23 protein-coding genes are annotated in these 22,626 nt (G+C 68.1%); 13 read left to right on the forward strand and 10 right to left on the reverse strand.

The genetic code is table 11. The features are described from left to right. Positions 1 to 22: 22 nt before the first annotated feature. Together NM203_RS21605 and NM203_RS21610 are read left to right on the forward strand one after the other, a co-directional pair. Positions 23 to 304 carry a thiocyanate hydrolase gene (locus NM203_RS21605; protein ID WP_255062690.1) on the forward strand — a complete coding sequence of 94 codons (282 nt, stop codon included), beginning with the start codon at positions 23 to 25 and terminating at the stop codon, positions 302 to 304. Next, positions 305 to 925 carry a TetR family transcriptional regulator gene (locus tag NM203_RS21610; protein ID WP_255062465.1) on the forward strand — a complete coding sequence of 207 codons (621 nt, stop codon included), beginning with the start codon at positions 305 to 307 and terminating at the stop codon, positions 923 to 925. It abuts the gene before it with no gap. Here the strand turns inward: NM203_RS21610 and NM203_RS21615 are convergent. Continuing rightward, a complete protein-coding gene (locus NM203_RS21615; RefSeq protein WP_255062691.1) occupies positions 912 to 2,060 on the reverse strand; it encodes a glycoside hydrolase 5 family protein in 1,149 nt (382 codons plus the stop codon). The two genes, NM203_RS21610 and NM203_RS21615, sit on opposite strands and share 14 nt — an antisense overlap. A gap of 248 nt (positions 2,061 to 2,308) precedes the next feature. Here NM203_RS21615 and NM203_RS21620 point away from each other — a divergent pair, with 248 nt between their 5' ends. Together NM203_RS21620 and NM203_RS21625 are read left to right on the forward strand one after the other, a co-directional pair. Beyond that, complete coding sequence (locus NM203_RS21620) at positions 2,309 to 2,596, forward strand: ArsR/SmtB family transcription factor (RefSeq protein WP_255062692.1); 288 nt, start codon at positions 2,309 to 2,311, stop codon at positions 2,594 to 2,596. Continuing rightward, a complete protein-coding gene (locus NM203_RS21625) occupies positions 2,593 to 2,985 on the forward strand; it encodes a VOC family protein (RefSeq protein WP_255062467.1) in 393 nt (130 codons plus the stop codon). Before NM203_RS21620 ends, NM203_RS21625 begins: the two co-directional genes overlap by 4 nt. On the opposite strand, the gene NM203_RS21630 is transcribed toward NM203_RS21625, so the two are convergent. Next, positions 2,954 to 3,787, reverse strand: coding sequence for an SDR family oxidoreductase (locus tag NM203_RS21630; protein WP_255062468.1), 834 nt, complete (start codon positions 3,785 to 3,787; stop codon positions 2,954 to 2,956). The two genes, NM203_RS21625 and NM203_RS21630, sit on opposite strands and share 32 nt — an antisense overlap. A 71-nt stretch (positions 3,788 to 3,858) precedes the next feature. Here NM203_RS21630 and NM203_RS21635 point away from each other — a divergent pair, with 71 nt between their 5' ends. Then, positions 3,859 to 4,596 carry a DUF6498-containing protein gene (locus tag NM203_RS21635; RefSeq protein WP_255062469.1) on the forward strand — a complete coding sequence of 246 codons (738 nt, stop codon included), beginning with the start codon at positions 3,859 to 3,861 and terminating at the stop codon, positions 4,594 to 4,596. Positions 4,597 to 4,749: 153 nt separating this feature from the next. Beyond that, entirely contained in the window at positions 4,750 to 5,430 is a 681-nt protein-coding gene (locus NM203_RS21640; RefSeq protein ID WP_255062470.1) for an SDR family oxidoreductase, read from the forward strand. Here NM203_RS21640 and NM203_RS21645 read toward each other — a convergent pair. Together NM203_RS21645 and NM203_RS21650 are read right to left on the reverse strand one after the other, a co-directional pair. After that, a complete protein-coding gene (locus tag NM203_RS21645; protein WP_255062471.1) occupies positions 5,427 to 6,431 on the reverse strand; it encodes a phospholipase D-like domain-containing protein in 1,005 nt (334 codons plus the stop codon). The two genes, NM203_RS21640 and NM203_RS21645, sit on opposite strands and share 4 nt — an antisense overlap. Beyond that, positions 6,428 to 8,203, reverse strand: coding sequence for an ABC transporter ATP-binding protein (locus tag NM203_RS21650; RefSeq protein WP_255062473.1), 1,776 nt, complete (start codon positions 8,201 to 8,203; stop codon positions 6,428 to 6,430). Before NM203_RS21650 ends, NM203_RS21645 begins: the two co-directional genes overlap by 4 nt. 240 nt (positions 8,204 to 8,443) lie before the next feature. Between NM203_RS21650 and NM203_RS21655 the strand changes: the two genes are divergently transcribed. From NM203_RS21655 to NM203_RS21665, 3 genes are read left to right on the forward strand one after another with little or no spacing between them, the layout of a single operon-like run. Next, entirely contained in the window at positions 8,444 to 10,036 is a 1,593-nt protein-coding gene (locus tag NM203_RS21655; protein WP_255062474.1) for a PP2C family protein-serine/threonine phosphatase, read from the forward strand. Continuing rightward, positions 10,033 to 11,097: a cobalamin B12-binding domain-containing protein gene (locus NM203_RS21660; protein ID WP_255062475.1), complete on the forward strand. Its 1,065-nt coding sequence runs from the start codon at positions 10,033 to 10,035 to the stop codon at positions 11,095 to 11,097. The genes NM203_RS21655 and NM203_RS21660 overlap by 4 nt, the downstream gene beginning before the upstream one ends. Continuing rightward, positions 11,094 to 11,468 carry an STAS domain-containing protein gene (locus NM203_RS21665; protein WP_255062476.1) on the forward strand — a complete coding sequence of 125 codons (375 nt, stop codon included), beginning with the start codon at positions 11,094 to 11,096 and terminating at the stop codon, positions 11,466 to 11,468. Before NM203_RS21660 ends, NM203_RS21665 begins: the two co-directional genes overlap by 4 nt. Here NM203_RS21665 and NM203_RS21670 read toward each other — a convergent pair. After that, complete coding sequence (locus tag NM203_RS21670; RefSeq protein ID WP_255062477.1) at positions 11,441 to 11,797, reverse strand: VOC family protein; 357 nt, start codon at positions 11,795 to 11,797, stop codon at positions 11,441 to 11,443. The genes NM203_RS21665 and NM203_RS21670 overlap by 28 nt on opposite strands. Before the next feature lie 74 nt (positions 11,798 to 11,871). Here NM203_RS21670 and NM203_RS21675 point away from each other — a divergent pair, with 74 nt between their 5' ends. Beyond that, complete coding sequence (locus NM203_RS21675; RefSeq protein ID WP_255062478.1) at positions 11,872 to 12,693, forward strand: DNA-formamidopyrimidine glycosylase family protein; 822 nt, start codon at positions 11,872 to 11,874, stop codon at positions 12,691 to 12,693. Here NM203_RS21675 and NM203_RS21680 read toward each other — a convergent pair. Continuing rightward, positions 12,662 to 13,315 (reverse strand): TetR/AcrR family transcriptional regulator, encoded by a 654-nt coding sequence (locus tag NM203_RS21680; RefSeq protein WP_255062480.1) that lies wholly within the window; start codon positions 13,313 to 13,315, stop codon positions 12,662 to 12,664. The two genes, NM203_RS21675 and NM203_RS21680, sit on opposite strands and share 32 nt — an antisense overlap. 87 nt (positions 13,316 to 13,402) lie before the next feature. Here NM203_RS21680 and NM203_RS21685 point away from each other — a divergent pair, with 87 nt between their 5' ends. Genes NM203_RS21685 through NM203_RS21695 form a run of 3 tightly spaced genes read left to right on the forward strand, consistent with a single transcriptional unit; the run spans position 13,403 to position 16,523 of the window. Beyond that, positions 13,403 to 14,476 carry an NAD(P)H-dependent amine dehydrogenase family protein gene (locus NM203_RS21685; RefSeq protein ID WP_255062481.1) on the forward strand — a complete coding sequence of 358 codons (1,074 nt, stop codon included), beginning with the start codon at positions 13,403 to 13,405 and terminating at the stop codon, positions 14,474 to 14,476. Then, on the forward strand, positions 14,473 to 15,219 hold the full coding sequence (locus NM203_RS21690) for an enoyl-CoA hydratase/isomerase family protein (protein ID WP_255062482.1): 747 nt from the start codon (positions 14,473 to 14,475) through the stop codon (positions 15,217 to 15,219). The genes NM203_RS21685 and NM203_RS21690 overlap by 4 nt, the downstream gene beginning before the upstream one ends. Positions 15,220 to 15,221: 2 nt before the next feature. After that, positions 15,222 to 16,523, forward strand: coding sequence for an acyl-CoA dehydrogenase family protein (locus tag NM203_RS21695; RefSeq protein ID WP_255062484.1), 1,302 nt, complete (start codon positions 15,222 to 15,224; stop codon positions 16,521 to 16,523). Between the two features lie 216 nt (positions 16,524 to 16,739). On the opposite strand, the gene NM203_RS21700 is transcribed toward NM203_RS21695, so the two are convergent. From NM203_RS21700 to NM203_RS21715, 4 genes are all read right to left on the reverse strand, one after another. Further along, positions 16,740 to 18,524 carry an HNH endonuclease signature motif containing protein gene (locus NM203_RS21700; protein ID WP_255062485.1) on the reverse strand — a complete coding sequence of 595 codons (1,785 nt, stop codon included), beginning with the start codon at positions 18,522 to 18,524 and terminating at the stop codon, positions 16,740 to 16,742. A gap of 116 nt (positions 18,525 to 18,640) precedes the next feature. Continuing rightward, a complete protein-coding gene (locus NM203_RS21705; protein WP_255062486.1) occupies positions 18,641 to 19,564 on the reverse strand; it encodes a phosphotransferase family protein in 924 nt (307 codons plus the stop codon). Further along, positions 19,557 to 20,342, reverse strand: coding sequence for an SDR family NAD(P)-dependent oxidoreductase (locus tag NM203_RS21710; RefSeq protein ID WP_255062488.1), 786 nt, complete (start codon positions 20,340 to 20,342; stop codon positions 19,557 to 19,559). The genes NM203_RS21705 and NM203_RS21710 overlap by 8 nt, the downstream gene beginning before the upstream one ends. Then, positions 20,342 to 22,546, reverse strand: coding sequence for a molybdopterin-containing oxidoreductase family protein (locus tag NM203_RS21715; protein ID WP_255062489.1), 2,205 nt, complete (start codon positions 22,544 to 22,546; stop codon positions 20,342 to 20,344). The genes NM203_RS21710 and NM203_RS21715 overlap by 1 nt, the downstream gene beginning before the upstream one ends. Between the last annotated feature and the right edge of the window lie 80 nt (positions 22,547 to 22,626).

Genomic DNA, 22,626 nt, shown 5'->3' on the forward strand with positions numbered 1-22,626 from the left:
GCGCAATCAGGTGTGGTCGAGGATGGCCGCGAAGTACGGCGTGGAGAACCCCGTCCCGCCGTGGAAGACCAGCCTCGACGGCCTGTGCGACGCGCTCGACCGAACCGCCTGCGACGCCGACGTGCCCGACTTCAAGGAGCGTCGCGACGAGGAGGACGAGCTGTCGGCGACCGTCTACGCCGACCTCCCCTACCCCGAGAACCAGCTGATGTCGCTGGCACACTCGCTGCTCAATCGCGGTGTGATCACCGAAGCCGAACTGGCGCAGCGGCTCTCGGCGGTCCGCGCACGTCTGGAAGCGTGATTGGCGAGACCGAAGACCGCGTCCCTCACCGCCGAGGCGGTGGTCCAGACCGCGATCGAGCTGATCGGCGAGCACGGCCTCGAGGGGTTCAGCATGCCGAAGCTCGCGGCGGCCCTCGATGTCCGGACGCCGTCGATCTACCACTACTTCGCCAATAGAGACGCGCTACTCGAAGCGGTCGCGCGCACGGTGGCGACACCCGACGCGCCTCCCGCGGTACCCGACGGCGGGGATTGGACCGACTACCTGATCGGCCAGTCCGTGGCGCTGCGCCGGGCGATCGTCGCGCATCCGCACTGCGGGCCGCTGCTGATCCGTTTCATGCCGCGCGACAACATGTTCGGCGAGTACGAGCAGATGTGCCGGTTCCTCGCCGCGTCCGGGGTGCCCGCGGCGCTGCACGTGCACATCGTCGACGGCCTGACCGCGCTCACCATGGGTGCCGCGATCCTGGTCGAGAACGCCGCCGACTACGCGGACAGCGGCCAGGGGCCGAGTCCCGATACGGAGTCCCACCCCGAATTGCGCAGGGCCCTCGACACCATCGAGGGCACCACCGCGGACGAGCTGTTCGAAAGCTACCTGCGGACGTTCCTGGACGGCGTACTCAGGCGGGCATGACCGTACCGGTGAGATCTCGGATCGCCTGGATCTCCCTGGCCCGGTAGGGGCGGCCGTCGGGCAGCAGCAGGTCGTGGAACCACTGCGTCGGCGCCTCCTGATACGGCTTCTCCCAGGAGTCCCACGGGAAGAAGGTCTGAGTCTTGCCCGCCACCAGGCCCCAGTTGAACATCCCGACGTTGCGCCGCTTGGCGATCGGCAGGCACCCGTCGACCGTGCTGCCCTCGGGGCGAGCCAGCCATTCCGTGCACATGATCGGCCGGTTCATCGGCGCCAGCTCGTCGATGCAGGCTTCGAAGTCCTCGGGCTTTCCGTAGCTGTGGAAGGTGATGATGTCGGAGTTGTCGAGCTGGATGCCGGGGATGACCTTGCGCCGGGCCGGATCCGTCCAGTCGCCGCGCTTGCCGTCCCACACCCCGCTCGTCAGCGGCTGCAGGGCGTTCACCGAACGCGCCCACTGGAACACCTGCGGTAGCAGCGCGGCCACGCGATCCAGCTTGTCCTCACGCTCGACGTCCTTGTACTGCGGCGCGGGGTTGTCCGGCTCGTTCCACAGATCCCAGCCCAGGACGCGAGGATCCGTGCGGAATTGGCTCATCACGCCGACCACGTAGTCGCGCAGGACGCGGCGGTACTGCTGGTTGTCGAGCTGCGCGGCACCGGGGCTCTGCACCCACGCCGAGTTGTGCACGCCCGGCGTCGGGGCGCGCTGTGGCCCCGCCTTCGGGAACGGATCCCAGCAGGAGTCGAAGAACACGAACAGCGGCTTGATACCCCGACTCGCGGCGATCGCCACGAACTGCGCCAGCCTCCGTTGAAAGCCGAGCCGATCCTGCGCCCACAGCTGATCGTGCAGGAACACCCGCACCGTGTTGAAGCCGATGAGCCTACAGGCGTTCAGTTCGCTGTCGATACGGCGCGGGTCGTACGTGGCGGCCTGCCACATCTCGAGCTGGTTGACCGCGTTCGACGTGATGAAGTTGCATCCGACGACCCAGCCCTGCGTGCGGTACCACGTGTTCGCCGACTCGACCGTCCAGCGCACCGGCTCGGCTGCGGAGGCGACGGGAACGCGTGTGAGCGCCGCGCCCGCAGCCACGGCCAGCGGCAGCTTCAGGACCGCGCGGCGATTCACCCCCTGGTCGCGTATCAAGTTGGGATCCCTCAAATTTCGAAGTTGTCCGCCGCGGGCCCGACCCCCGAAACCGGTCTGGAGCTTGCCAACGTATACGACTACGCGGTGCTCGGCAACGTGCCACAGTGGTCCACAGGACACCACTCGGTCACAGTTTGATCTCATCCGAAAACGAGCAGGGACAACGACTTTCGGCGATCTTGAACCATCGACTGACAGGCAAGTATTCACTTGCCTATGGTGTGTTCGTGGGCGACGTCTTCAAAGCGCTGGCGGATCCCACACGCCGCACCATCCTCGACGAACTGACCGAGCACGATGGGCAGACGCTGTTCGAGATCTGCGCACGACTGGCCACGCGCCACGGCCTCAGTTCGTCACGGCAGGCCATCTCGCAGCATCTCGACGTACTCGCGGATGCGGGCCTCGTGGAGACCCGCCGCGAAGGCCGCTACAAGTTCCACCACCTCAACATCACGCCTCTGGAGTCGATCGTCGAGCGATGGCTGAGCACCGACCGGAAGGGATCCGCATGAGAATCACCATGGCCAGCATGATGGTCGACGATCAGGACAGGGCGCTGACGTTCTACACCGAGGTGCTCGGCTTCCAGGTCAAGCACGACATCCCGATGGGCGAGGCGCGGTGGATCACGGTCGTGTCACCCGACCTCCCGGAGGGCACCGAGTTGGTCCTCGAACGGGACGGTCACCCCGCGGCCAAGCCGTTCAAGGCGGCCCTGGTCGCCGACGGCATTCCGTACACCGCCTTCGAGGTCGACGACGTACAGGCCGAGTACGAGCGACTGAGCGCACTAGGTGTGACGTTCACCCAACCGCCGACCGAGATGGGTCCCGTGACGACGGCGGTGCTGGACGACACGTGCGGCAACCTCATCCAGATCCAAGCCGTGCGCGCTCCCTGATCGACGCGATCACTCCGCCGTCGTTGAGGATGTCGGTGCCGGTGAGGTAACCCGCCTTGTCGCCGGCGCAGAACGCGAGCAACTCGGCCATCTCCTCGGGCTTGCCCCACCGGGGAACGGCGGCGTCCGCGACCATCGCGCCGGCACCCGCGTCGGCCTCGAGCAGGCCCATCTCGGTCTCGATCGAGCCGGGAGACACGGAGACGATGCGAATTCCCTTGGCGGTGAAACGTTCCGCCTGCGATGAGCTGTACCACTTCACGAAGCTCTTGCTGACCGCATAGGCGATGCCCGAGCGCGCTTCCTCCGGCACGATCTCGCACGCGGCGAGCAGTTCGGCGGTGAAGGCGTCGAGATCCTGCAGCGCGAGGGGGAACTTGGCCGTCGGGATCAGTTCGTCGGGCAGCATGTGCGCCGCCATCGACGCGACGTTGACGATGGCCGATCCCTCGGCTCCCGCACCGAGAAAGGCCTCGTTGACGTGGACGGTGCCGATGGCGTTCGTGGTCACGACGTACGGTGCGTCGCCCATGCTGGGGCTCACGCCCGCGGTGTGGATCACCGCGGTGATGGTGCCGAGGCCGGCCGCGGTCTCGAGCAGCGCGTCGACCGCGTCCCGGTCGGTGACGTCACAGTCGACGGCGGTGGCCTCGATGCCGGCGGCCTTGCACGCGACGATCGCGTCGTCGAGCCGGTCCTGCCGCACGTCGGCGAGTACCACGGCGTGGTCGCGTCCGACGACCTTGGCAGTCGCCTGACCCATGCCGCCTGCCCCACCCGTGATCACCGTTACGCGCGTCATACGCCGACCGTATAGGTAGCTCGGCTAGTTAGTCACGCACGAGCCCGTTCACGCGGTAGCTTTGCCGGGCCGTGTCCCGCATCGTCCACGTACTCATCGCGCTGGCAGTCATCGCCGTGCCGGTCATCGGGTGGTTCGCCGGAGGCTGGTCCAGCGCGACGACGCTGGCGGTGTATTGGTTCGAAACCGTCGCATCCTGCCTGCTGGTGTCCGTACGAGCCTTAATGCACCAGCACTGGACGCCCAGGCGCGGCCACTTCCGATACGAAGCCGCGGCGGAGACCAGTCGCCGTGGCCCCAAGCGGTCGTCCTTCGTCGGCTGGTTCACCCTCATCAGCGTGTCGTTCTGTGCGGTGCACGCCGTGTTCCTCGGGATCGTGCTCCTGCTGCTGCACCAGAACAAGCAGAGCGCACTTGTCGACATCGACTGGCGCAGCGTTGGTTTCGGTTGCCTAACGGTCCTCGTCTTCCTGCTCGTCGACATCACCGTCGACCTGTTCAGCCTGCGCCGGTGGTCGTTCTGGCGGCTCGAGCGGCTCGCCAACCGGGGACTCAGCCGGGTCGTCGTCGTGCACTTGACGCTCATCTTCGGGTTGGTCGCGATCGCGCTCACCGATGCGCCCGCGTCGTTCTTCGGCGTGTTCGTCGTGCTCAAGACGCTCGCCGCACTGAGCTTCGTCGTGCCTCAGTACGAGCCATCGGTCGCGCCGGCGTGGCTCGGTGAGCGCTTCAAGAACTACTGGTCCGAGGACCGCGGGGATGAGATCGCTCGGCGCGAACGCAACGAACGACCCTGGAGGACATCGTGACGGCTCAACCGGCCGCTGAGCCTTCCGGCTGGCCGCCGAACGTCTTCCGGCTAGCCGCCAATTCGCTCCGATCGGGAACGAAGCCGACCCGACCTGTGTTCACCTCGGTAGACCCAGCACCGGCCGGGTGTAATCCACTTCAGGAGGCACGCCATGAGCACCGAACAGATCACCGCACTCGTCACCGGCGCGAACCGCGGTCTGGGCCGCCGATTCGCCGAGGAACTCGTCGCCCGCGGCGCGAAGGTCTACGGCGCCGCGCGCAATCCCGAGTCCGTCGACATCCCCGGCGTCGTACCCGTCCAACTCGACATCACCGACCCGGAATCCGTCCGCCGCGCGGCGGAGGTGGCGGACGACGTCAACGTCCTCATCAACAACGCGGGTGTCTCCACACGGGCGGGACTGCTCGACGGCGCACTCGACGACATCCGCCTCGAAATGGAGACCCACTACTTCGGCACGCTCCAGGTGCTCCGCGCCTTCGCTCCCGTCATCGAACGCAACGGCGGCGGCCGGATCCTCAACGTGCTGTCCGTGCTGTCGTGGGTACACCCGCAGTCCAGCGGTGCCTACGCGGCCGCCAAGGCGGCATCGTGGGCGATGACCGACGCCGTCCGTGAGGAGCTGGCGCCCAAGGGTATTCACGTCGCGGCCCTACACGTGGGCTACATGGACACCGACATGGTGAGTTACATTCCTGCCGACCAGAAGACCGATCCCGGCGTCGTCGCGAAGCAGGCTCTCGACGGGCTCTTCGCCGATGCGCCCGAGATCCTCGCCGACGAGCTCACCCGCACCGTCAAGGCCGGGCTGTCCTCGCCGCGGAGCTAGAGTTCCTCGCCGTCGTCGTGCAACGCCAGCTGGTCGACCTCGCGCGGATCCCGCTTCGCAAGGTCGGCCAGCAGGCCCTTGTCCGTCAGGTCCATCGGCTCGGAGTGCTTCCAATCATGATGCGCCACTTCGTTCATGCGCTTCAGCAGGTCGTGGTCGCCGTCGTCCACACCGATGGCCAGCTCGCGCCGGTGATCGAAACTCCCCGGCGAGAAGTTGATGGAGCCGACGACGGCGCGGCTGTGATCGGCCAGGATCATCTTGGCGTGCAGCTTCAGGTGCTTGAGACGGTGGATCTTGATGCCCACGTCGTCGAGTAACCGCAGTCCGCTGACACCCTCTAGCAACTTGTCCGCCTTCAGGTGGTGTGCAGCGCGCGCCATCACGTGCACCTTGACCCCGCGGCGCGCCGCCCGCACGAGGCGTTCGAGGATCACCGGGTCCTGGTAGCGCTCGTTCTGGACGAACAGGGTCTTCTGGGCACCGTCGATGAAATCCGCGAGCCGGTGCCTGCCGTTGGTCGGACACCAGATCAGGTGCGATCCGCCGGCCGGATCGAAATCCTCGCGGTGCCAATCGGCTTCGAAACACTCGACGATCTCGGCGATCTCGTGCGGGCTCGGCGTCACCACGGCGTAGTCGCGGGTTTCGGTGAAGTTCTCGTCGGTCCAGTTCAACGACTCGACGAAGGCGATCTCACCGTCGATCACCATCGACTTCTCATGCGTCAGATCGAAGGCCGGATTGCTGGCCCGCACCTCGATGCCGAACTGCTGCAACATGTCCCGCGCAACATCGTTGTCCGTGGCACCGTCGCGCCGCTCGGGGTTCAGCATCACCTTGACGTGCACGCCACGACGGTGCGCGGCCACGACAGCGTCCAGCAGCGGCTGATGGCTGAAGGCGAACATCTTGATGCGCACCGTGTGCTTGGCCCCGTCGATCGCGTCGAGCACCGGCTTGGCCGAGTCGTCGGGCAGGATGATCAGAGAGCGCGTCACGGTGTCTCTCCCTCGTACTGAATGCGGTGCAACTCGGCGTACCTACCGCCGATCGCCAGCAGCTTCCCGTGCGTGCCCTCTTCCACGACGCGGCCCTCCTCGAGCACCACGATCTTGTCGGCGTCGCGGATCGTGCTGAGCCGATGGGCGATCGTGATCACGGTACGGCCCTTCATCAGCCGCTGCAGTGCCGACATCACCAAGTGCTCCGACTCCGCATCCAGAGCCGCCGTCGGCTCGTCGAGGATGAGGATCGGACTGTTCCGGATCAACGCGCGGGCGATGCCGATGCGCTGGCGCTGGCCGCCCGACAGAGTGAGCCCGCGTTCACCGACCGCGCTGTCGTAGCCCTGCGGCATCTCGGAGATGAACTCGTGGGCGTTGGCCAGCTTCGCGATCTCGACGATCTCGTCGTGGTCGGCGTCGGGCCTGCCGAAGGCTATGTTGTCGCGGACGGTGCCGCGGAACAGCACGGTGTCCTGCAGCACGTAGCCGATCTGCCTGCGCAGCTCGTGCAGCTTGTAATCACGCAGATCCACCCCGTCGACGCGGACCGTGCCGACGCTCGGGTCGTAGAACCGCGGGATCAGGCTGACGAGGCTGGACTTGCCGCTGCCGGTGTGCCCGACGATGCCGACGACCTGGCCCGCTTCGACCTCGAAGGTGACGTCCCGCAGGACCGGCGTCTCACCGTCGTAGCTGAACGCGACCTTCTCGAAGCTCAGCGCCCCCGCGATCCGATCGGGCTCGACCGCGTCCGGCTTCTCCTCCACCGTCGTCTGTGCCTCGAGCAGCGCGCTGACGCGTTCCACGCCGACCGAGGCCATCGCGATGGTGTTGGTGAGCTTCGCGAGATCCTGCACCGGCTTGAAGAACGAGGCCAGGTAGGAGATGAACACCGTGAGCGTGCCCGCGGTCATCGCGCCGGCCAGGATGAGCGCCGATCCGCGCCACAGCACCAGCGCCGTGCAGGCGGCGACCACGACCGCGACGATCGGCGACACCACCGACTTCACCTTCCGGGCGTTCAGCGCGGCGTCGACCGCCTGCTGCCCGGCTTCGGCCAGCTGGCGCTCCTGCTGCTCCTCGCGATCGAACGCCTTGACGACGCGGATCGACTGCAGACCCTCCTCGGCGACGGCCACGATGTCCGATTCACGTCGTCGCACCTCGTGCGTCGCGGCCTTCACGGCCTTGCGGATGCGGGACACGAACAGCAGCAGCAGCGGGGCCACCGCGAGAGCCACCAACGTGAAGTCGAACTGCAGCCATAGCATCAGCGACAGCATTCCGACGATCGTCAGCAGATCGGTCACGATGCCGAGCGTCGACGCCGACGCGAAGTCCTGAATCGTGTCGACGTCGTCGGTGAGCGTGCTGAGGATGGGTCCGACGCGGTGGGTGTCGAAGTAGTTCAGCGACAGCTGCTGGAGGTGGTGGTAGGCGCGGGTGCGCAGGTCGTTGCCGACGCGCTGGCCCACCGTCTCGGTCAGGTAGTTGGCGACGTAGGTCGCGATCGCCGCGACCACGGCGATGACGATCACGATGATCGCCGCCAGCCCTGCGACGTGCATCTTGCCCTCGCCGCCCAGGATCGGTTGCAGCATCCCGTGCAGCCAACCCGGCAGCGGGTGGTCGCCGACGACGCTGTCGAGGACGATCTTCAGAGGCCACGGCGCCGCGAGTCCCATGGCGATCTGCACGAGCAACACGGCGAAGATCCCGGCCACCATCCACCGGTAGGGGCGCAGCAGATCAAGGATGAGCTTCAACGGTGCGTTCACCTCACCAGCGCCGAGTCCGTGGGACGCAGGCACTCTACAACGCGCAGTTGTCCGCGGCGGGGTCCATTTCGGCAGGGTGTTGCATATTTGCAATGCGTACTAAGGTGCGATTAGGCGATCTCACCCTCACCGTGTCGAACAACGACGCCGGTTCGAGGGAAGCGGACCCGAGAAATGTGGCCGCCGAAACCTCCCGATGGTGCGACGCTCCGCCCGTTGAGGAGGCGCATGCTCGACGAGACGCCCGTCGGTGTCGCACCGGATACCGCCTGGACTTCCGTACCCCACCCCGTCGTCGTGGTCGACGACGCCGGCCTGGTCACCGCGTCGAGCCACTCGGCCCGGTCGCTGTTGCCCGGCGCCGTCCCCGGCAGCGCGGCGCCGTCGTGGCTCGCGGGCACCGACGCGGCGGCCGATGTCGACGGCCGCGCCCTCACCGGGCGCCCGACCGCGCTGCCCGGCGGCGACATGGCGTGGTGGCTCTTCGACCAGACCGACCTGACCCTGCACGACGCGCAGCGCGCGCTGGCCCGTGAGCGGGAGCGCGCCGAGTTCCTGGACGAGGCGTCGGCGGTGCTGATGGCGTCCCTGAACTTCGACAGGTGCATGGAGGCCACCGTCGAGATGGCGGCCCGCCACCTCGCCGACGCGGCGGTGGTCGTCGCCCCGATCTCCGACGGGAAGATCCCCGTCGTGTGCTCCGCGTCCAACGGTGCAGTCGAGCTGCGCAGCGTCGACGCCGACCCCGCCGAGGTGGGCGGCCTCGGCGAAGCACTGCGCGGCTTCCCGCCCGTGCCGTCGCGCTGGATCGACCCGGCCGCCGTGCCGGGCTGGCTGGTGCCCAAGGACTTCGCCGGGCCGGTCGGCTCGGTCGTCATCACCCCGCTGCCCGGACACGGCGTTCCCGCCGGAGCGCTGGTGCTGCTGCGCCGCACGTCCCACACCGCGTTCACCGAAGGCGAGGAACTCTTCGCCCGGCTGTTCGCCGCGCGGGCGGGGGCGGCGCTGTCCGCGGCCCGGCTGTACGCCGAACAGTCGGCCATCACCCGCACGCTGATGCGGGAACTCCTGCCGCCCCGCCTGACCCGGCTGCACGGTGTCGAACTCGCAGGCGGTTACCGCGCATCGGAGGACCACGAGCTGGTCGGCGGCGACTTCTACGACGTCCACCCCTCGAGTAAGCCGGAGGACGAGACGCTGGTCGTGCTCGGCGACGTGTGCGGCAAAGGGCTCGAGGCCGCCGTGCTGACGGGCAAGATCCGCAACACGCTGCAGGCGTTGGCTCCGCTGGCAGACCACCACGAAGGTGTCCTCAACCTGCTGAACAGCGCGCTGCTGTCGCCCGACAACAGCCGGTTCGCCACGGTGGTGCTCGCCTCGGTCGCGCGCCGCGACGGCCAGGTCCGTCTGCGCCTGACCTGTGCCGGACACCCGGCGCCGCTGATCGTGCGCGACGACGGACGGGTCGAGGCGGCCGACACCCGCGGCACCCTGGTCGGCGCGCTGCCCCAGTTCAAGGCGCGGTCGTTCGAGACCGCACTCGCGCCGGGAGAGACCTGCCTGCTGTTCACCGACGGCGTGACCGAAGCCCGCGGCGGGCCGATGGGCATGGGCCAGTTCGGCGAGCAGCGGCTGTCGTCGGCGCTCGCGGAGTGTGCGGGCATGCCGGCCGAGGCCGTCGTCGAGCGCATCATGATGCTCGCCACGCAGTGGGTGAACCACCGCTCGCACGACGACATGGCCGTCGTCGCGATCACGGCGCCGCGGCGCACCCACCTCAGTGCCGTCGACGGGCACACCGCCGGCAGGTACACCGCGTGAGCGGATCGGACACCGAGGCCCCCACCGATGACGCGCTGACTCGCGAGCGCCTGTGGGGAGCCGTGCTCGACGGCGACGAATACGCCGCGGGCGCAACGATCTTCGCCGCCGTGGAGGCGGGTATGCCCCCGGAGGACGTCCTGCTCGAGGTGATCGCCCCGGTGCAGCGCAGGATCGGGACCGAGTGGGCGGCCAACCGGATCTCGGTGGCTCAGGAGCATTCCGCGACGGCGATCAACGACCGCGTCATCGCCGCACTGGCGCACCACCCCGCCGCGCGCCGGGACGCAACGGTCGGGCGGGTCACGGTGGCCTGCGTCGACGGTGAGTGGCACGCGCTGCCCGCGCGCCTGCTCGCCGAGGTGCTGCGGTTGCGCGGCTGGCAGGTCGACTTTCTCGGCGCCCAGGTGCCCACGCCGCACCTGATCGGCTACCTGCACCAGCACGTGCCGGACGTCGTCGCGCTGTCGTGCTCGATTCCGACGCGATTGCCGACGGCCCACGCGGCGATCACCGCGTGTCAGGCGGCCGGCGTGGCCGTGTTGGCCGGCGGCGCCGCCTTCGGACCCGACGGGCGGTACGCGCGACTGCTGGGCGCCGACGCCTGGGCCCCCGACGCCCGCTCGGCAGCCGAACTCATGTCGGCGGGTGTGCAGCGCCGCCACACCACCATTCATCAGCCCGTCGACGACCTGCCGCATCTCGCCGACCAGGAGTACACCTACGTGCGCACCGCGGCGCCGCAGTTGGTCGAGGCGACGGTGCTCGGCGTGGCGAAGCGTCACCCGGCGATGGCGTCGTATTCGGAATCGCAGCGCCAGAACACCATTGAGGACATCGCCCACATCGTCGACTTCCTGGGCGCCGCGCTCTACACGGACGACGACGACCTGTTCGTCGGGTTCATCGTGTGGACCGGTGAGATCCTGTCCGCGCGCGGCGTTCCCGCCGCCTCGCTGCATCCGGCACTCGACGTACTCGACACCCAACTGCGGGACTACCCGCGCAGCCGACGCCTGTTGCAGTCGGCTCGTACCGCTCTCACCGAACGGATCGCATGAATCTCGACATCGCCACCCAGTCCACGTCTCCCGAGTCGATCACCGTGCACGTAGTGGGCGACGTCGACTACCTGACGACCGCCACACTCGTCGCGACCGTGACGGACCTGCTCGCCACGGCACCCGCGTTGCGCGACCTGCGCTTCGAACTGACCGGGATGTCCTTCTGCGACTCCGCGGGATTGTCCGGCTTCATTCAGATCCATCGGCGCACGTCGTCCGCGGGGATTCAGCTGCATCTCGACGACATGCCCCCACACTTCGAGCGCATCCTCGACCTCACCGGCGTGCTCGAGCACCTGACCGCGCCGCCGAGCGGTGTCGACGAATCCGTGGCCCAGCGCTACGAGGGCGGCGGCTCGAACAGCTGAAGGTCGTTGCCTTCGGAGTCCTTGAACGTCGCGATGCGGCCCCACGGATTATTCGAGACCTCGCCGACGAACTCGACGCCGGCGTCCGTCAGCCGCACGATCTCGTCGTAGAGATCGATGTCCGGCTCGAAGGTGATGACGGCTCCGCCGGTGGCGCCGTCGTGGGTGTCCTCCCGCCCGTTCAGGCCGATCGTCAGGCCGTCCGTTGTCAGCTCCGACCAGTCATCGCCCTCGGATTTGACGGTGAGGCCCAGGGTTTCGCCGTAGAACTTCACCGCACGTCCCATGTCCTCCACGGGTAACCACACTGTCGCGACGCCACTTGCCATGTCCTTCACTCCTCATCGTTGGTGTCGCCCGCGTACCCGCGGAGCCACGGCTCACACAGGGGCACCATGGAGACGTGCCCGAGGGTGACACCGTCTACGCGCTGGCGCGCCGACTCGACGCCGCGCTGTGCAATCGCGTTCTGACACACGGCGAACTGCGCGTGCCCGCCCACGCCACCGAAGACCTGGCCGGCCTGATCGTGCTGGAGCACGACACCCACGGAAAGCACCTGCTCACCCGACTCTCGGGTGGCGTCACTCTGCACACGCACCTGCGGATGTCCGGGTCGTGGACCGTGTCGAGCGCCGGGCGGTGGCTGCCCCGAACGGTGATGCCGGACGTCCGAGTCGTGCTTCGCACCGACGGACCGGCGGCCTACGGAGTGCGACTGCCGGTGGTCGATCTGCTCGCCACCGGTGACGAGGCCGACGTCGTCGGGCATCTGGGACCCGATCCGCTGCGCACCGACTGGGACGCCGCGGAGGCGGCGCGAAGGATCGCCGGCGACCCGCAGCGGCCGCTCGTCGCGGCGCTGCTCGATCAGCGGTGCGTCGCCGGCTTCGGCAACCTGTGGGCGAACGAACTGTGTTTCCTTCGCGGACACAGTCCGTGGACGCCGGTGGCCGACGTCGACGTCGACGCGCTCCTGACGCTCGGCGCGCGGGCCCTCCGGCATTCGGCCACGGTGCCGGGTGCCATGCAGGTGACGACGGGCGTTCGCCGAAAAGGGGAACAGCACTGGGTGGCGGGCCGGGCGCATCGGCCGTGTCTGCGCTGCGGAACGCGCGTGCGGGTGGTCGCCGAGGTCGCCAACGACCCGGAGCGGCGGCGGACGTGGTGGTGTCCGGCGTGCCAGCCGGGTCCTAGCCCAAGCGGTGAGCCAGTCCGGCGATGACGATGTCCAGTTCGAAGTCGAACTGACCCGCGTCCGGCGACGGCGCGTCCGTCAGCGCGCGACGCAGCGCCGGGTAGTCGTCGTAACCGATGTCTTCAAGAGCCGCAACGGTTTCCGCGCCGTAGTCGTGCTGGCCCGCGGATGCGCGGATCGTGCCCTGCGCCGCCGTCTGCGCGATGTTGGCCAGCGCGGTCAGCCCGCGGCGGGCGTCGTCGGGCGCGAACCCGGCCGTCAGCATCACGTCCAGGACCCGCTCGGCCATGGCCAGGGCCGCCGTCGCGCCCGCCCCGCGCAACGGGGTGTGGTCGACGGCGATGCCCACCTGAACGAGCCCCTCGCGGAAGGCGTGCGCGTAACTGCGCAGCACCGCCTGCCAGTCGCCGTGCACAGGCAGTTCGACGCCGCCGAGTTCGGTTTCGAAGCGATCGACGACGACGAGGGACAGCAGGCCCTGGCGGTCTCCGACGTAGTAGTGCAGCGCCTTGCGGCTCACGCCGAGCGCGTCGGCGACCGCCTGCATGGTCAGGTCGCGCGCGGGCAGGGCACGTGCGGCGGCGACGATCTGCTCGCGGCTGATCCGCGGTGGTCGGCCACGCGGCCTGCGCACCTCGGCTTCGGTCACGGGGTACACAGTAGTGCGAATCGACGATTTATCACCGGTCGGGAAAAAGTCCTTCCGAACCGCGTCGCAGTTCCCTAAGCTGAGCGTGTGCCCAACACCCCTTATCGCGTCGTCCAGTGGACGACCGGCAACGTCGGCAAGAGCTCCGTTCGGGCGATCGCCGCCAATCCCCACTACGAACTCGTCGGCCTCTTCGCCTGGTCGGAGGACAAGGTCGGCCGTGACGTCGGCGAGCTGGTCGGCATCGAGCCGCTCGGCGTCCAGGCCACCAACGACGTCGACGCCCTGCTGGCCCTCAAGCCGGACTGCGTCGTCTACAACCCGATGTGGAACGACGTCGACGAGCTCGCGCGCATCCTGTCCGCGGGCGTCAACGTCGTCGCGTCGGCGTCCTTCATCACCGGCCGCAACCTCGGCGACGGTCGGCAGAAGCTCGAGGACGCCGCCCAGTTGGGCGGAGCCACCCTGTTCGGGTCCGGCGTCAGCCCCGGCTTCGCCGAACTGCTCGCCATCGTCGCCGCGACCGCGTGCGACCGGATCGACAAGATCACCATCGCGGAGTCCGCCGACACCACGCTGTACGACTCCCCCGACACCGAGCGGCCGGTCGGCTTCGACAAGCACATCGACGATCCCGACCTGCCGCCGATGGCCGAGCAGGGCACCGCGGTGTTCGCCGAGGCGGTTCAATTGGTCGCCGATGCGATCGGCGTCGAGCTCGACGAGATCAGGTGCGTCTCCGAGTACGCCAAGACCACCGAGGACCTGCCGATGGCGTCGTGGACCATCAAGGCCGGCCACGTGGCGGGGGTGTTCGCCAGCTGGCAGGGAATCGTCAACGGCGAGACCGTGATCGACATCAACGTGCGGTGGAAGAAAGGGCAGACGCTGGAGCCCGACTGGCAGCTCGACGCCGACGGCTGGAAGATCACCATCGACGGGCGGCCGACGGTCAACATGCAGGTCGGCTTCCTTCCGCCGCCCGACATGATCGCCACGGCGACGTCGATCGAGGACTTCTTCGAACTCGGCCACATCATGACCGCGATGCCGCCGATCCACGCGATCCCCGCCGTCGTCGCCGCCGCACCGGGTATCGCGACCTACAACGACCTGCCGCTGAATCTGCCGCGCGCCGTCGTGCCCGCCGCGCATAAGTGACGCTCGAACTCGAAAGGCGCGAGGGCGTCGCGCTGCTGCGGCTCAACCGGCCGAAGCAGCTCAACGCGATCAACGAGACGATGCGCGATGACCTGGTCGCCACGCTGGCGGAACTGGGGCGCGACGAGGCCGTGCGCGTCGTCGTCCTGACCGGCGCAGGGCGCGGCTTCTGCTCGGGGCTGGATACGCGAAACTTCGGCGACGGCATTCCGACGGCAACCGATCCGGCCGCCGACCGGCTGCGGTTTCAGGAGTCGATGGTGGCGTTGCCCGAGGCCATTCGCGCGTTGCCGCAACCCGTGATCGCCGCGGTCAACGGGCCCTGTGTCGGTGCGGGATTCGCACTGTGCCTGGCCGCCGACATCCGAATCTGCTCGACGGCAGCGTCATTCGGCAACGGGGCGATACTGCTCGGGCTGTCGGGCGGTGAGATGGGGATGAGCTATCACCTGCCGCGCATCGTCGGAACCAGTATCGCCGCCGACTGGATGCTCACCGGACGCACGGTGAGCGCCGCCGAAGCCGACCGTCGGGGTCTGGTGAGCGAGCTCGTCGAACCCGACCACCTCGACGCCCGCGCCCTGGAACTCGCCGCCGGTGTCGCCGGCCTGTCGCCGCTGGGAGTCCAGTTGACCAAGCGAGCGCTTCAGGCCAATACCGACGCGTCGCTCGCCGCCGCGCTCGAACTCGAGAATCGCAACCAAGTGCTCAGTCACGCCGACGCAGCACGGGAGAGGAGCTAGCCGTGTCGTGGGACTTCGCCACCGATCCCGAATACGCCGAACAGCTGGCCTGGGTCGAGGATTTCGTTCGCACCGAATGCGAGCCCATCGACTACATCGTCAAGGAGTCGCACGATCTCAACGATCCGGTGCGGCAGGCGCTCATCCCGCCGTTGCAGGAGATCGTCAAGGAGCGCGGGCTGTGGGCCACCCACTTGGGCGCGCATCTCGGCGGGCCCGGCTACGGCCAGATGAAGCTCGCGCTCCTGAACGAGATTCTCGGCCGCTCGGAGTGCGCGCCGATCGTATTCGGCTCGCAGGCACCGGACTCCGGTAACAGCGAGATCCTGGCCCACTACGGGACCCCGGAACTCAAGGCCCGCTACCTGGAGCCGCTGCTGGACAACCGGATCGTGTCGTGTTTCTCGATGACCGAACCGCAGGGCGGCGCTGACCCGAAGGTGTTCACCACCAGCGCCGTTCAGGACGGCGACCACTGGCTGATCAACGGCGAGAAGTGGTACTCCTCGTTCGCGTCGATGGCCTCGTTCCTCATCGTGATGGCGATGACCGACCCGGACGCGCCGCCGTACCAACGGTATTCGATGTTCGTCGTACCCGGTGACACGCCGGGCATCAACGTGCTGCGCGATGTCGGGCTCGGCTATCAGCCGCTCGGTGGTGGCGGCCGGGAGGGGTACGTCCGCTACGAGAACGTCCGCGTTCCCGATGATCACATGCTGGGACCGCGGGGCGGTGCGTTCGTCGTCGCGCAGACACGGCTCGGCGGCGGGCGCATTCACCACGCGATGCGCACGGTCGGATTGGTGCGGCGGATCTTCGACATGCTCGCCGAACGTGCGGTGTCGCGCTACACGCAGGGCGAGCCGCTGGCGAACAAGCAGATGGTGCAGGAGATGATCGCCGACTCGTGGATGGAGATCGAGGCGTTCCGGCTACTGACCCTCCAAACCGCTTGGAAGATAGACAAGTACAACGACTACAAGGCGGTGCGCGGCGATATCTCCGCGGTCAAGGCGATGATGCAGAAGGTGCTCCACGACGTATCGGCGCGGGCGTTGCAACTGCACGGCTCGCTGGGCACGTCGCACGAGATGCCGTTCGTGCAGTACCTGACGGAGTCCTTCGTGCTCGGTCTGGCCGACGGGCCCACCGAAGTGCACAAGGTCACGCTGGCCCGGCTGTTACTCAAGGACGTCGAGCCGGCGCCCGACGCGTTCCCCTCCGGGCATCTGCTGAGGCTCCGCGAAGCCGCTGAGGCCAAGTTCGCCGACAAGCTGGCCGGGATTCCGCGGAGCCGGTGACTGGGAGGGCTAGTTCATGACCATTCGGCAGTATCCATAGCTAGTGCGAGCGCGGCCCATGCCGACGAATACGTCGACTTCGGAACACATCAGGCAGCGTGCAGAAGTGCGGCCAAGCAAGCGAATGCTTCCGGTACCGGCTACTCGTACTGCTACGAAACCGGGCCGGGCCACTACACGCTCTACTTCGCCGATTGACCGCATCGATCCGCTGCGTCAGAACGGTGCGGTGCATTCGGCGAGGCGGTCTTCGTGGTTGCGTCGGCGTTCGGCGGCGATGGTGGCGGCGCGTTGTTGGGCGCGGGTGCGTCTTCGTTGTGGCATGCGCAGGTCGCGGCCGGGGGGCGGTTCGGTGACCACCGGTGTCGGGGTGTCGGGTAGTGGTGTGGTGGGGTCCCAGTTCGGGAAGTAGATGCGACTGCCCGGTGGGGCGCGGTGTTTGAGGCCGGATGGGCTCGTCCAGACGATGGTGCCGTCGTCGAGTTGTAGTTCGGACCAGCCGCCGTCGCCGACCCAGAACGTTTTGAGCAGGTGATGTTTTCGGCACAGCGTGGCGATGTTGCCCGGATGGGTCAGCCCGCCGGGGCGGCCGTACGGGACGGTGTGGTCGAGGTCGGCGTATTCGGCCGGGTGATCGCAGCCGAGGAACCGGCACGTCATGTCGCGGGCCCGTACGAGGCGTTGGGTCGCGATGGAGGGCCGGTAGCGCACCTCGGCGCTCAGGTCCTCGGGTTGTGCGACGGTGCGCACCGAGGCGCCCATCCGGCACAGGTCGGCCAGCAGCGCCGCGGGCAGGACGCTTCCGCCGGCGATGATCGCGGTGTAGCCACACGGGGCGGGTGTGGCTGGGGTTCCACAGGATTCACCCTCGGACGGGGGATCGGGCGCCTGCTCGTCCTCGGGTGGCGGTTCGAGGTCCTGATCGTCGGGTTCGTCGTCGGCACCCGGCCGATGGTGTTCCCAGTTGACGTCCGGGTCGTCCCCTAGACCGTCGTCACGCGTGGGGTCGACGTCTCGGTCCGGTTCCCCGTCGCCGGGCAGCAGTTCGGGCTCTTCCTCGTCCTCGGGTGGCGCTTCGTCGGTCCAGTGTTGTTCCCAGTCGTAGTCGCGGTCGTAGCGCGGCCCGTCGTCATCGTCGTCGGGGCCGTTGTCTGGTCCGGGACCGTCGCTCCGGCCGTCGGCGGCGGGGTTGGGGTTGTCGGTGAGGACGAGGATCTCGAATTGCTTACCGCGGGCGTCGGGCCCGGTGGCGGGGCAGTCCGGGGATCCGCACAGACACGGCAGGTGATCCCCGCCGGCGTTGATGATCCCGAGGGCCGCGACACGACGTTCGCCGTGGGTGCGCGGATCCTCGGGACACACCGATGTGGCCATGGCGTCGAGGCGGCGGTCGGTCAGTTCGGCGTCCAGGGCACTGACCCGCCCGTAGATGGAGCGGGTGCCGGTGGCGTCGTCGGGTTTACCGAACGCGATGTTCAACGAGCGCTGCGCGGTCCGGAACCGGCGCACCGCGTCGGGGTCGTGGCGTTCGATCGCGGCGTCGATGGCGTCGGCGAGTTTCTGCTCGGAGTAGCCGCCCCACCGGGTGGCCACCGCGGCGAGGTCGGCGTCCACCCGGGCCAGGGCGTCGGGGTCGACGATCAGCTGGGTGCGCCAGGACGCGGTGGCCGCCACCTTCAGGGTGATGTCGCCGCGGCGCAGCAGGTCCCCGGTCAAAGGGATCCGGTCGCGCAGGTCCAGGGCCCGATACATCAACCCCGAGGCCGTGCGGTGGCTGACGATCAGGTCGGCGGCGATCTCGGCGGCACAGCAATCCCACGCGTCGCAGGCCGAGCGCTCCCGCGAGAGCGCCAACTCGGTACCCAGCCGCCGGTCGACCAGTTCCGCGATCAGGGCCAGGCGGTGTCCGGCGGTCGCGGCCTCGGCGCGGGCGTAGCCGGTGATCGCGAGGTTCAGCGCGGCATCGTCCATCCCCGCCGGATCCCGAAACGCTTCGCACATACATTCGATTATCCGGACGTCGAGGACCTCTCGCCACGGTGCACATTCGACCTGTGGATGAAACCCGGACTGTGGATGACTCAGGCCTGCAACACGATTCGTGTCACACCCGTATGCTAGGCGAGCAGCTCATCCGCTTGCCGCAGCAGCCCCGTCAGCACCGGCGCCATCGCCTCCAGCTCGGGTCGCGGCGTCGCCCGCCGACGGTTGTGTTTCACGATCAGCGACCACGTCGCCGCGGATTTGAAGCACGCCAGCGCCATGAACCACTCGATGTCGGGCGCGTTCCCGTAGCACTCCAGCAGCTCCGCACGGGTCGGCACCGCGTCGGTGTACGGTGACGGCCGCTGGTAGGTGGCGGGGTTTGCGTTGATCAGGAACCAGCCCAGATCGATACGCGAATCGCCGAGAGACCAGATCTCCCAGTCGATCACGGCCTTAATGCGCGCACCCTCGGCCAGCAGGTTGCCCAGCCGGAAGTCGCCGTGCACGATCGACGGCTCCAGTGCTGCGGGCACCGACGACCGCAGCGCGTCGGCGGTGTTCGTCCACCCCGGAACCAGTGCCGCATCGACGGTGCCGAGCGTCGCGCACCAGCGGTCGACCTCGGCGGTGGCGTCGACCACCGGCTCGGATAGCGGTGGACGCACCCTGTGAAGCGCCGCCATGACGCGCGTCGCCTCTCGATAGCGTTGCGGCACATCGGGATCGAACACCTGAGGCCGGTCGAACAGCGGCTCGAACGCGTCGCCCTCGACCAGCGTCATCACGAATAACGGCGGCGAACCCTCATCGCGCGCGAGCACCACCGGCACGGGAACGTCGGACTTACTGAGCTCATCTAGGATGCGCGCCTGCCGCAGCACGTCGCGATGCCCGACCGGCGCGTGACCCGGTGGCGCGACCTTGACGACGACGGGCGCTCCGTCACGATCACCCCGGTAGGTCAGGCTGGACGCTCCACCCGCCAACGGGACGACATCGACCACACCGTGTCCGGCGAGCCGGCTTCGTAGCGCGTCGAGGTCGGAATCAGTCACGCAGCCAACCGATGTCGCGAAGGAACTCGCTTGTGTGTGCGATACGTCCGGTCAGGATCGCGGGATCGCCGGTGCACAGCGTGAGGGCCGTCTCCACGATGAGTGAGATGTCCTCGGTGTCGGTCTTGGCGAGGTCCAGCGTGCCGGCTCCGGGCGTGGCGACCGGGTTCGAGGGCGCTGCGGCGTTCACCGCGATACCGTCCGCGTACAGCTCGGCGGCCAGGCTCTTGGTCAGTCGGTTGAGCGCGGCCTTCGCCGTGCCGTAGACGCCGAATCCGGCGGAGCTGTCGAACTCGTCGAACGGCGGACCGCCCGGCAGGTCGCCGCCGACGGACGTCAGGTTCAGGATCCAACCGCGGCCACGCTCGCGCATGGCGGGAATCGCCAACTGGCTCAGATGAAGTGGGCCCACGACGTGCATCTCCAGCATGAGTTTGACCCGCTTCTCCGGGAATCCGTCGAGCGGCCTCAGGAACGTGACGGCCGCGTTGTTGACCAGGATGTCCGGCGCGCCGACGGCCTCGACCACCTCCGCGAACAGCCGCTCCCGTTCCTCGCTGGACGACAGGTCGGCCTGCACGGCGATGGCCCGGCCCCCGGCCTCGACGATCTCGTCGAGGGTCTGGCTCAGCGAGCCCTCGTACCTGGCGTCGGGTTCCAGGGTGCGGGCGGTGAGCGCCACGGTCGCGCCCTCGGCGGCCAACCGCTGCGCGATCGCCTTGCCCAGCCCCCGGCTGCTTCCGGTGACCAGAGCCACCTTGCCGTCGCAGGCGCCCATCAGTCGCGCACACCGGCCGTGACGGCAACGGGAATGTTGCTCTGCCGGGGCAACCCGGTGATCCGGTCGTACTCGATGTCGGTGGGGATCAGCCTTCCGATGTTGCTGCCCCGCTCGCGCACTTCGCCGTCCTCGCTGGGCAGGCCACCGAAGGCGTGGTGCATCGCGACGACGTCCGGCCGCAGTGAGTCGTCGGCCTCGACGACACTCGGAATGAAATCGTGCGGAGACCGGACGGTCACCAACTCGCCGGACTGAAGCCCGAGTTCGGCCATCGCATCCGGATGCATGTACACCGGGTTGTACGGCTTACCCCGATGCAGCGCAGCCAGATTGGTGCCGGACGAGTTCATGTAGTTGTTGTGCCTGCGGGAGATCATGCGGAACGGGAAGTCGGGGTCGAGCACCTCCGACGCGTCCTCTTCGAGTACCTCGTCGAGCTCAGCGAGCAGGCCGGCATTGCCGACGTCGAGGCGGGCGGTGCAGTCCGCGTCGCGCTCCTCGACCACCTCGTGCACGTCGTAGATCCTGCCGTGCGGATGCCGTCGCACCTCGTCGAACGGGATCCGCGACGTCGAGCACATCTGCGCGAAGAGCTCTTCGGTGGTGAGCTCGGTGGCGGCGTTCATCGGCAGCACGATCGGCGGGGACTCCATGAAGCGGCCTCCGCCACCGCCGAAGAAGTTGACGAACCACAACTCCAACCCCATCCGCTTGGCCAGGCCCAGGAAGAACAGCCACTCCTCGGTCAGGTCCGAGTCCGGCGGCGGCTCGAGAACGCGCTCGGTGTACTGCGCGTACGGCGCAGGGATGCCGGTGCCGCTGGTGTAGTACTTGATAAGCTCGCTGCCCATCGTCATCGCCGGCGTCTCCATCTGCATCATCGGGGCGATGACGTAGTCGGCGAGGCGCGAGGTGAGCGACATCTCGGTGTCGAGAGTGACGAGTAGCTCGAGCGACTCCAGAGCGCGCAGGGTCTTGCGCTGATCCGGCCACGCCGCCATCGGATTACCGCCGATGCAGATCAGCGCCTTCACCTGCCCCTCGCCCTCGAGCAGGATCTCGTCGGCCAGCGCGGCGGTCGGCATCCCACACACCGCATCGGTGAGGCCGCGAACGCGCAACTGCTCGCCGTAGCCCCAGCCCTCGTAGGGCGGGTGCGCCTGAGCTTTGGCCGTGTAGGCCGGCATCATCGCGTTGGGCCGCGTGACCGGTTCGCCCGCGCGCTGCCACCGGCCGCAGATCGTGGTGAGACACAGGCACAGGTACTCGAGCAGGCTGCCGTGCCGCGCGAAGTTGGCGCCGGTGCCCGCGTTGACCATGCCGGGGCGGTCGCCGTGCGTCGCGAACAGCCTGGCCGCGTCGACGAACTCCTGCTGGATGAGATCGGCTCGGGCGGCCACGTACGCGGGCGTGAACGGGGCCACCGCTCGCGCGAGTTCGTCGAAGCCGGCGACGTGCTCGGTGATGAACCGATCGTCGAACAGACCCTCGGTGATGACGAGGTTGATCATCCCGGCCAGGATCGCGACGTCCTGACCTGGCCGCGGCTGCAGGTGTATCGCCGCCTTGGCCGCGGTCTGCGAACGCCGCGGATCGATCACGATCAGCTTCATGCCGCGGGCGATCGCCGTGCGCAGCCCCTGCCCTGGATTCTGCCCTGGAATGCCGATCGCCTTGGACACCAACGGATTCGTGCCGACCAGCAGCCAGCTGTCAGCCTCGTGGAAGTTCACATCGCCACCGAGCCAGTGTCCGTGCGCAGCGAGGGCGATCTGCTTACCCGGCTGGTCGATCGTGTTGGCGGTGAAGAACATCGGCGACTCGATGCCCCGCATGAACGCGTTGCCCATCAACGCCGACGCCGGGTAGGGCAGCCCGTTCGTTCCGAGGTACATCGCCACCGACCGCGGCCCGTGGGTGGCGATCAACTCCTGAAGCTTGGCGGCGATCTCGTCCATCGCCCGTTCCGCCTCGATGTCCGCGTAGCTGCCGTCCGGGGCGCGCTTCCGACTACGCAGGAGCCGATGCGGATTGTTGTGGATCTCGGGCAACGCCCGGCCCTTGGCGCAGCTGTAACCCTGGAACATCGGGTTGTCGGGATCACCGGTGACCTTCGTCAGCTTGCCGTCGGTCACCGTCGCGATGACACCGCAGTGCGCCGAGCAGATGCGACAGATGCCCGGCTTCGTCGTGGTGGCCATACCGTCGATGCTAAGCGGTCGCTCAGCACCGCGTCCTCTGATTCGGGAATACCTCCCGCCCCCGCCCCGCTGACCCAACC

Origin of the sequence: Mycolicibacterium arenosum (genome assembly GCF_024320865.1) — a bacterium.
GTDB classification, from domain to species: Bacteria; Actinomycetota; Actinomycetes; order Mycobacteriales; family Mycobacteriaceae; genus Mycobacterium; species Mycobacterium arenosum.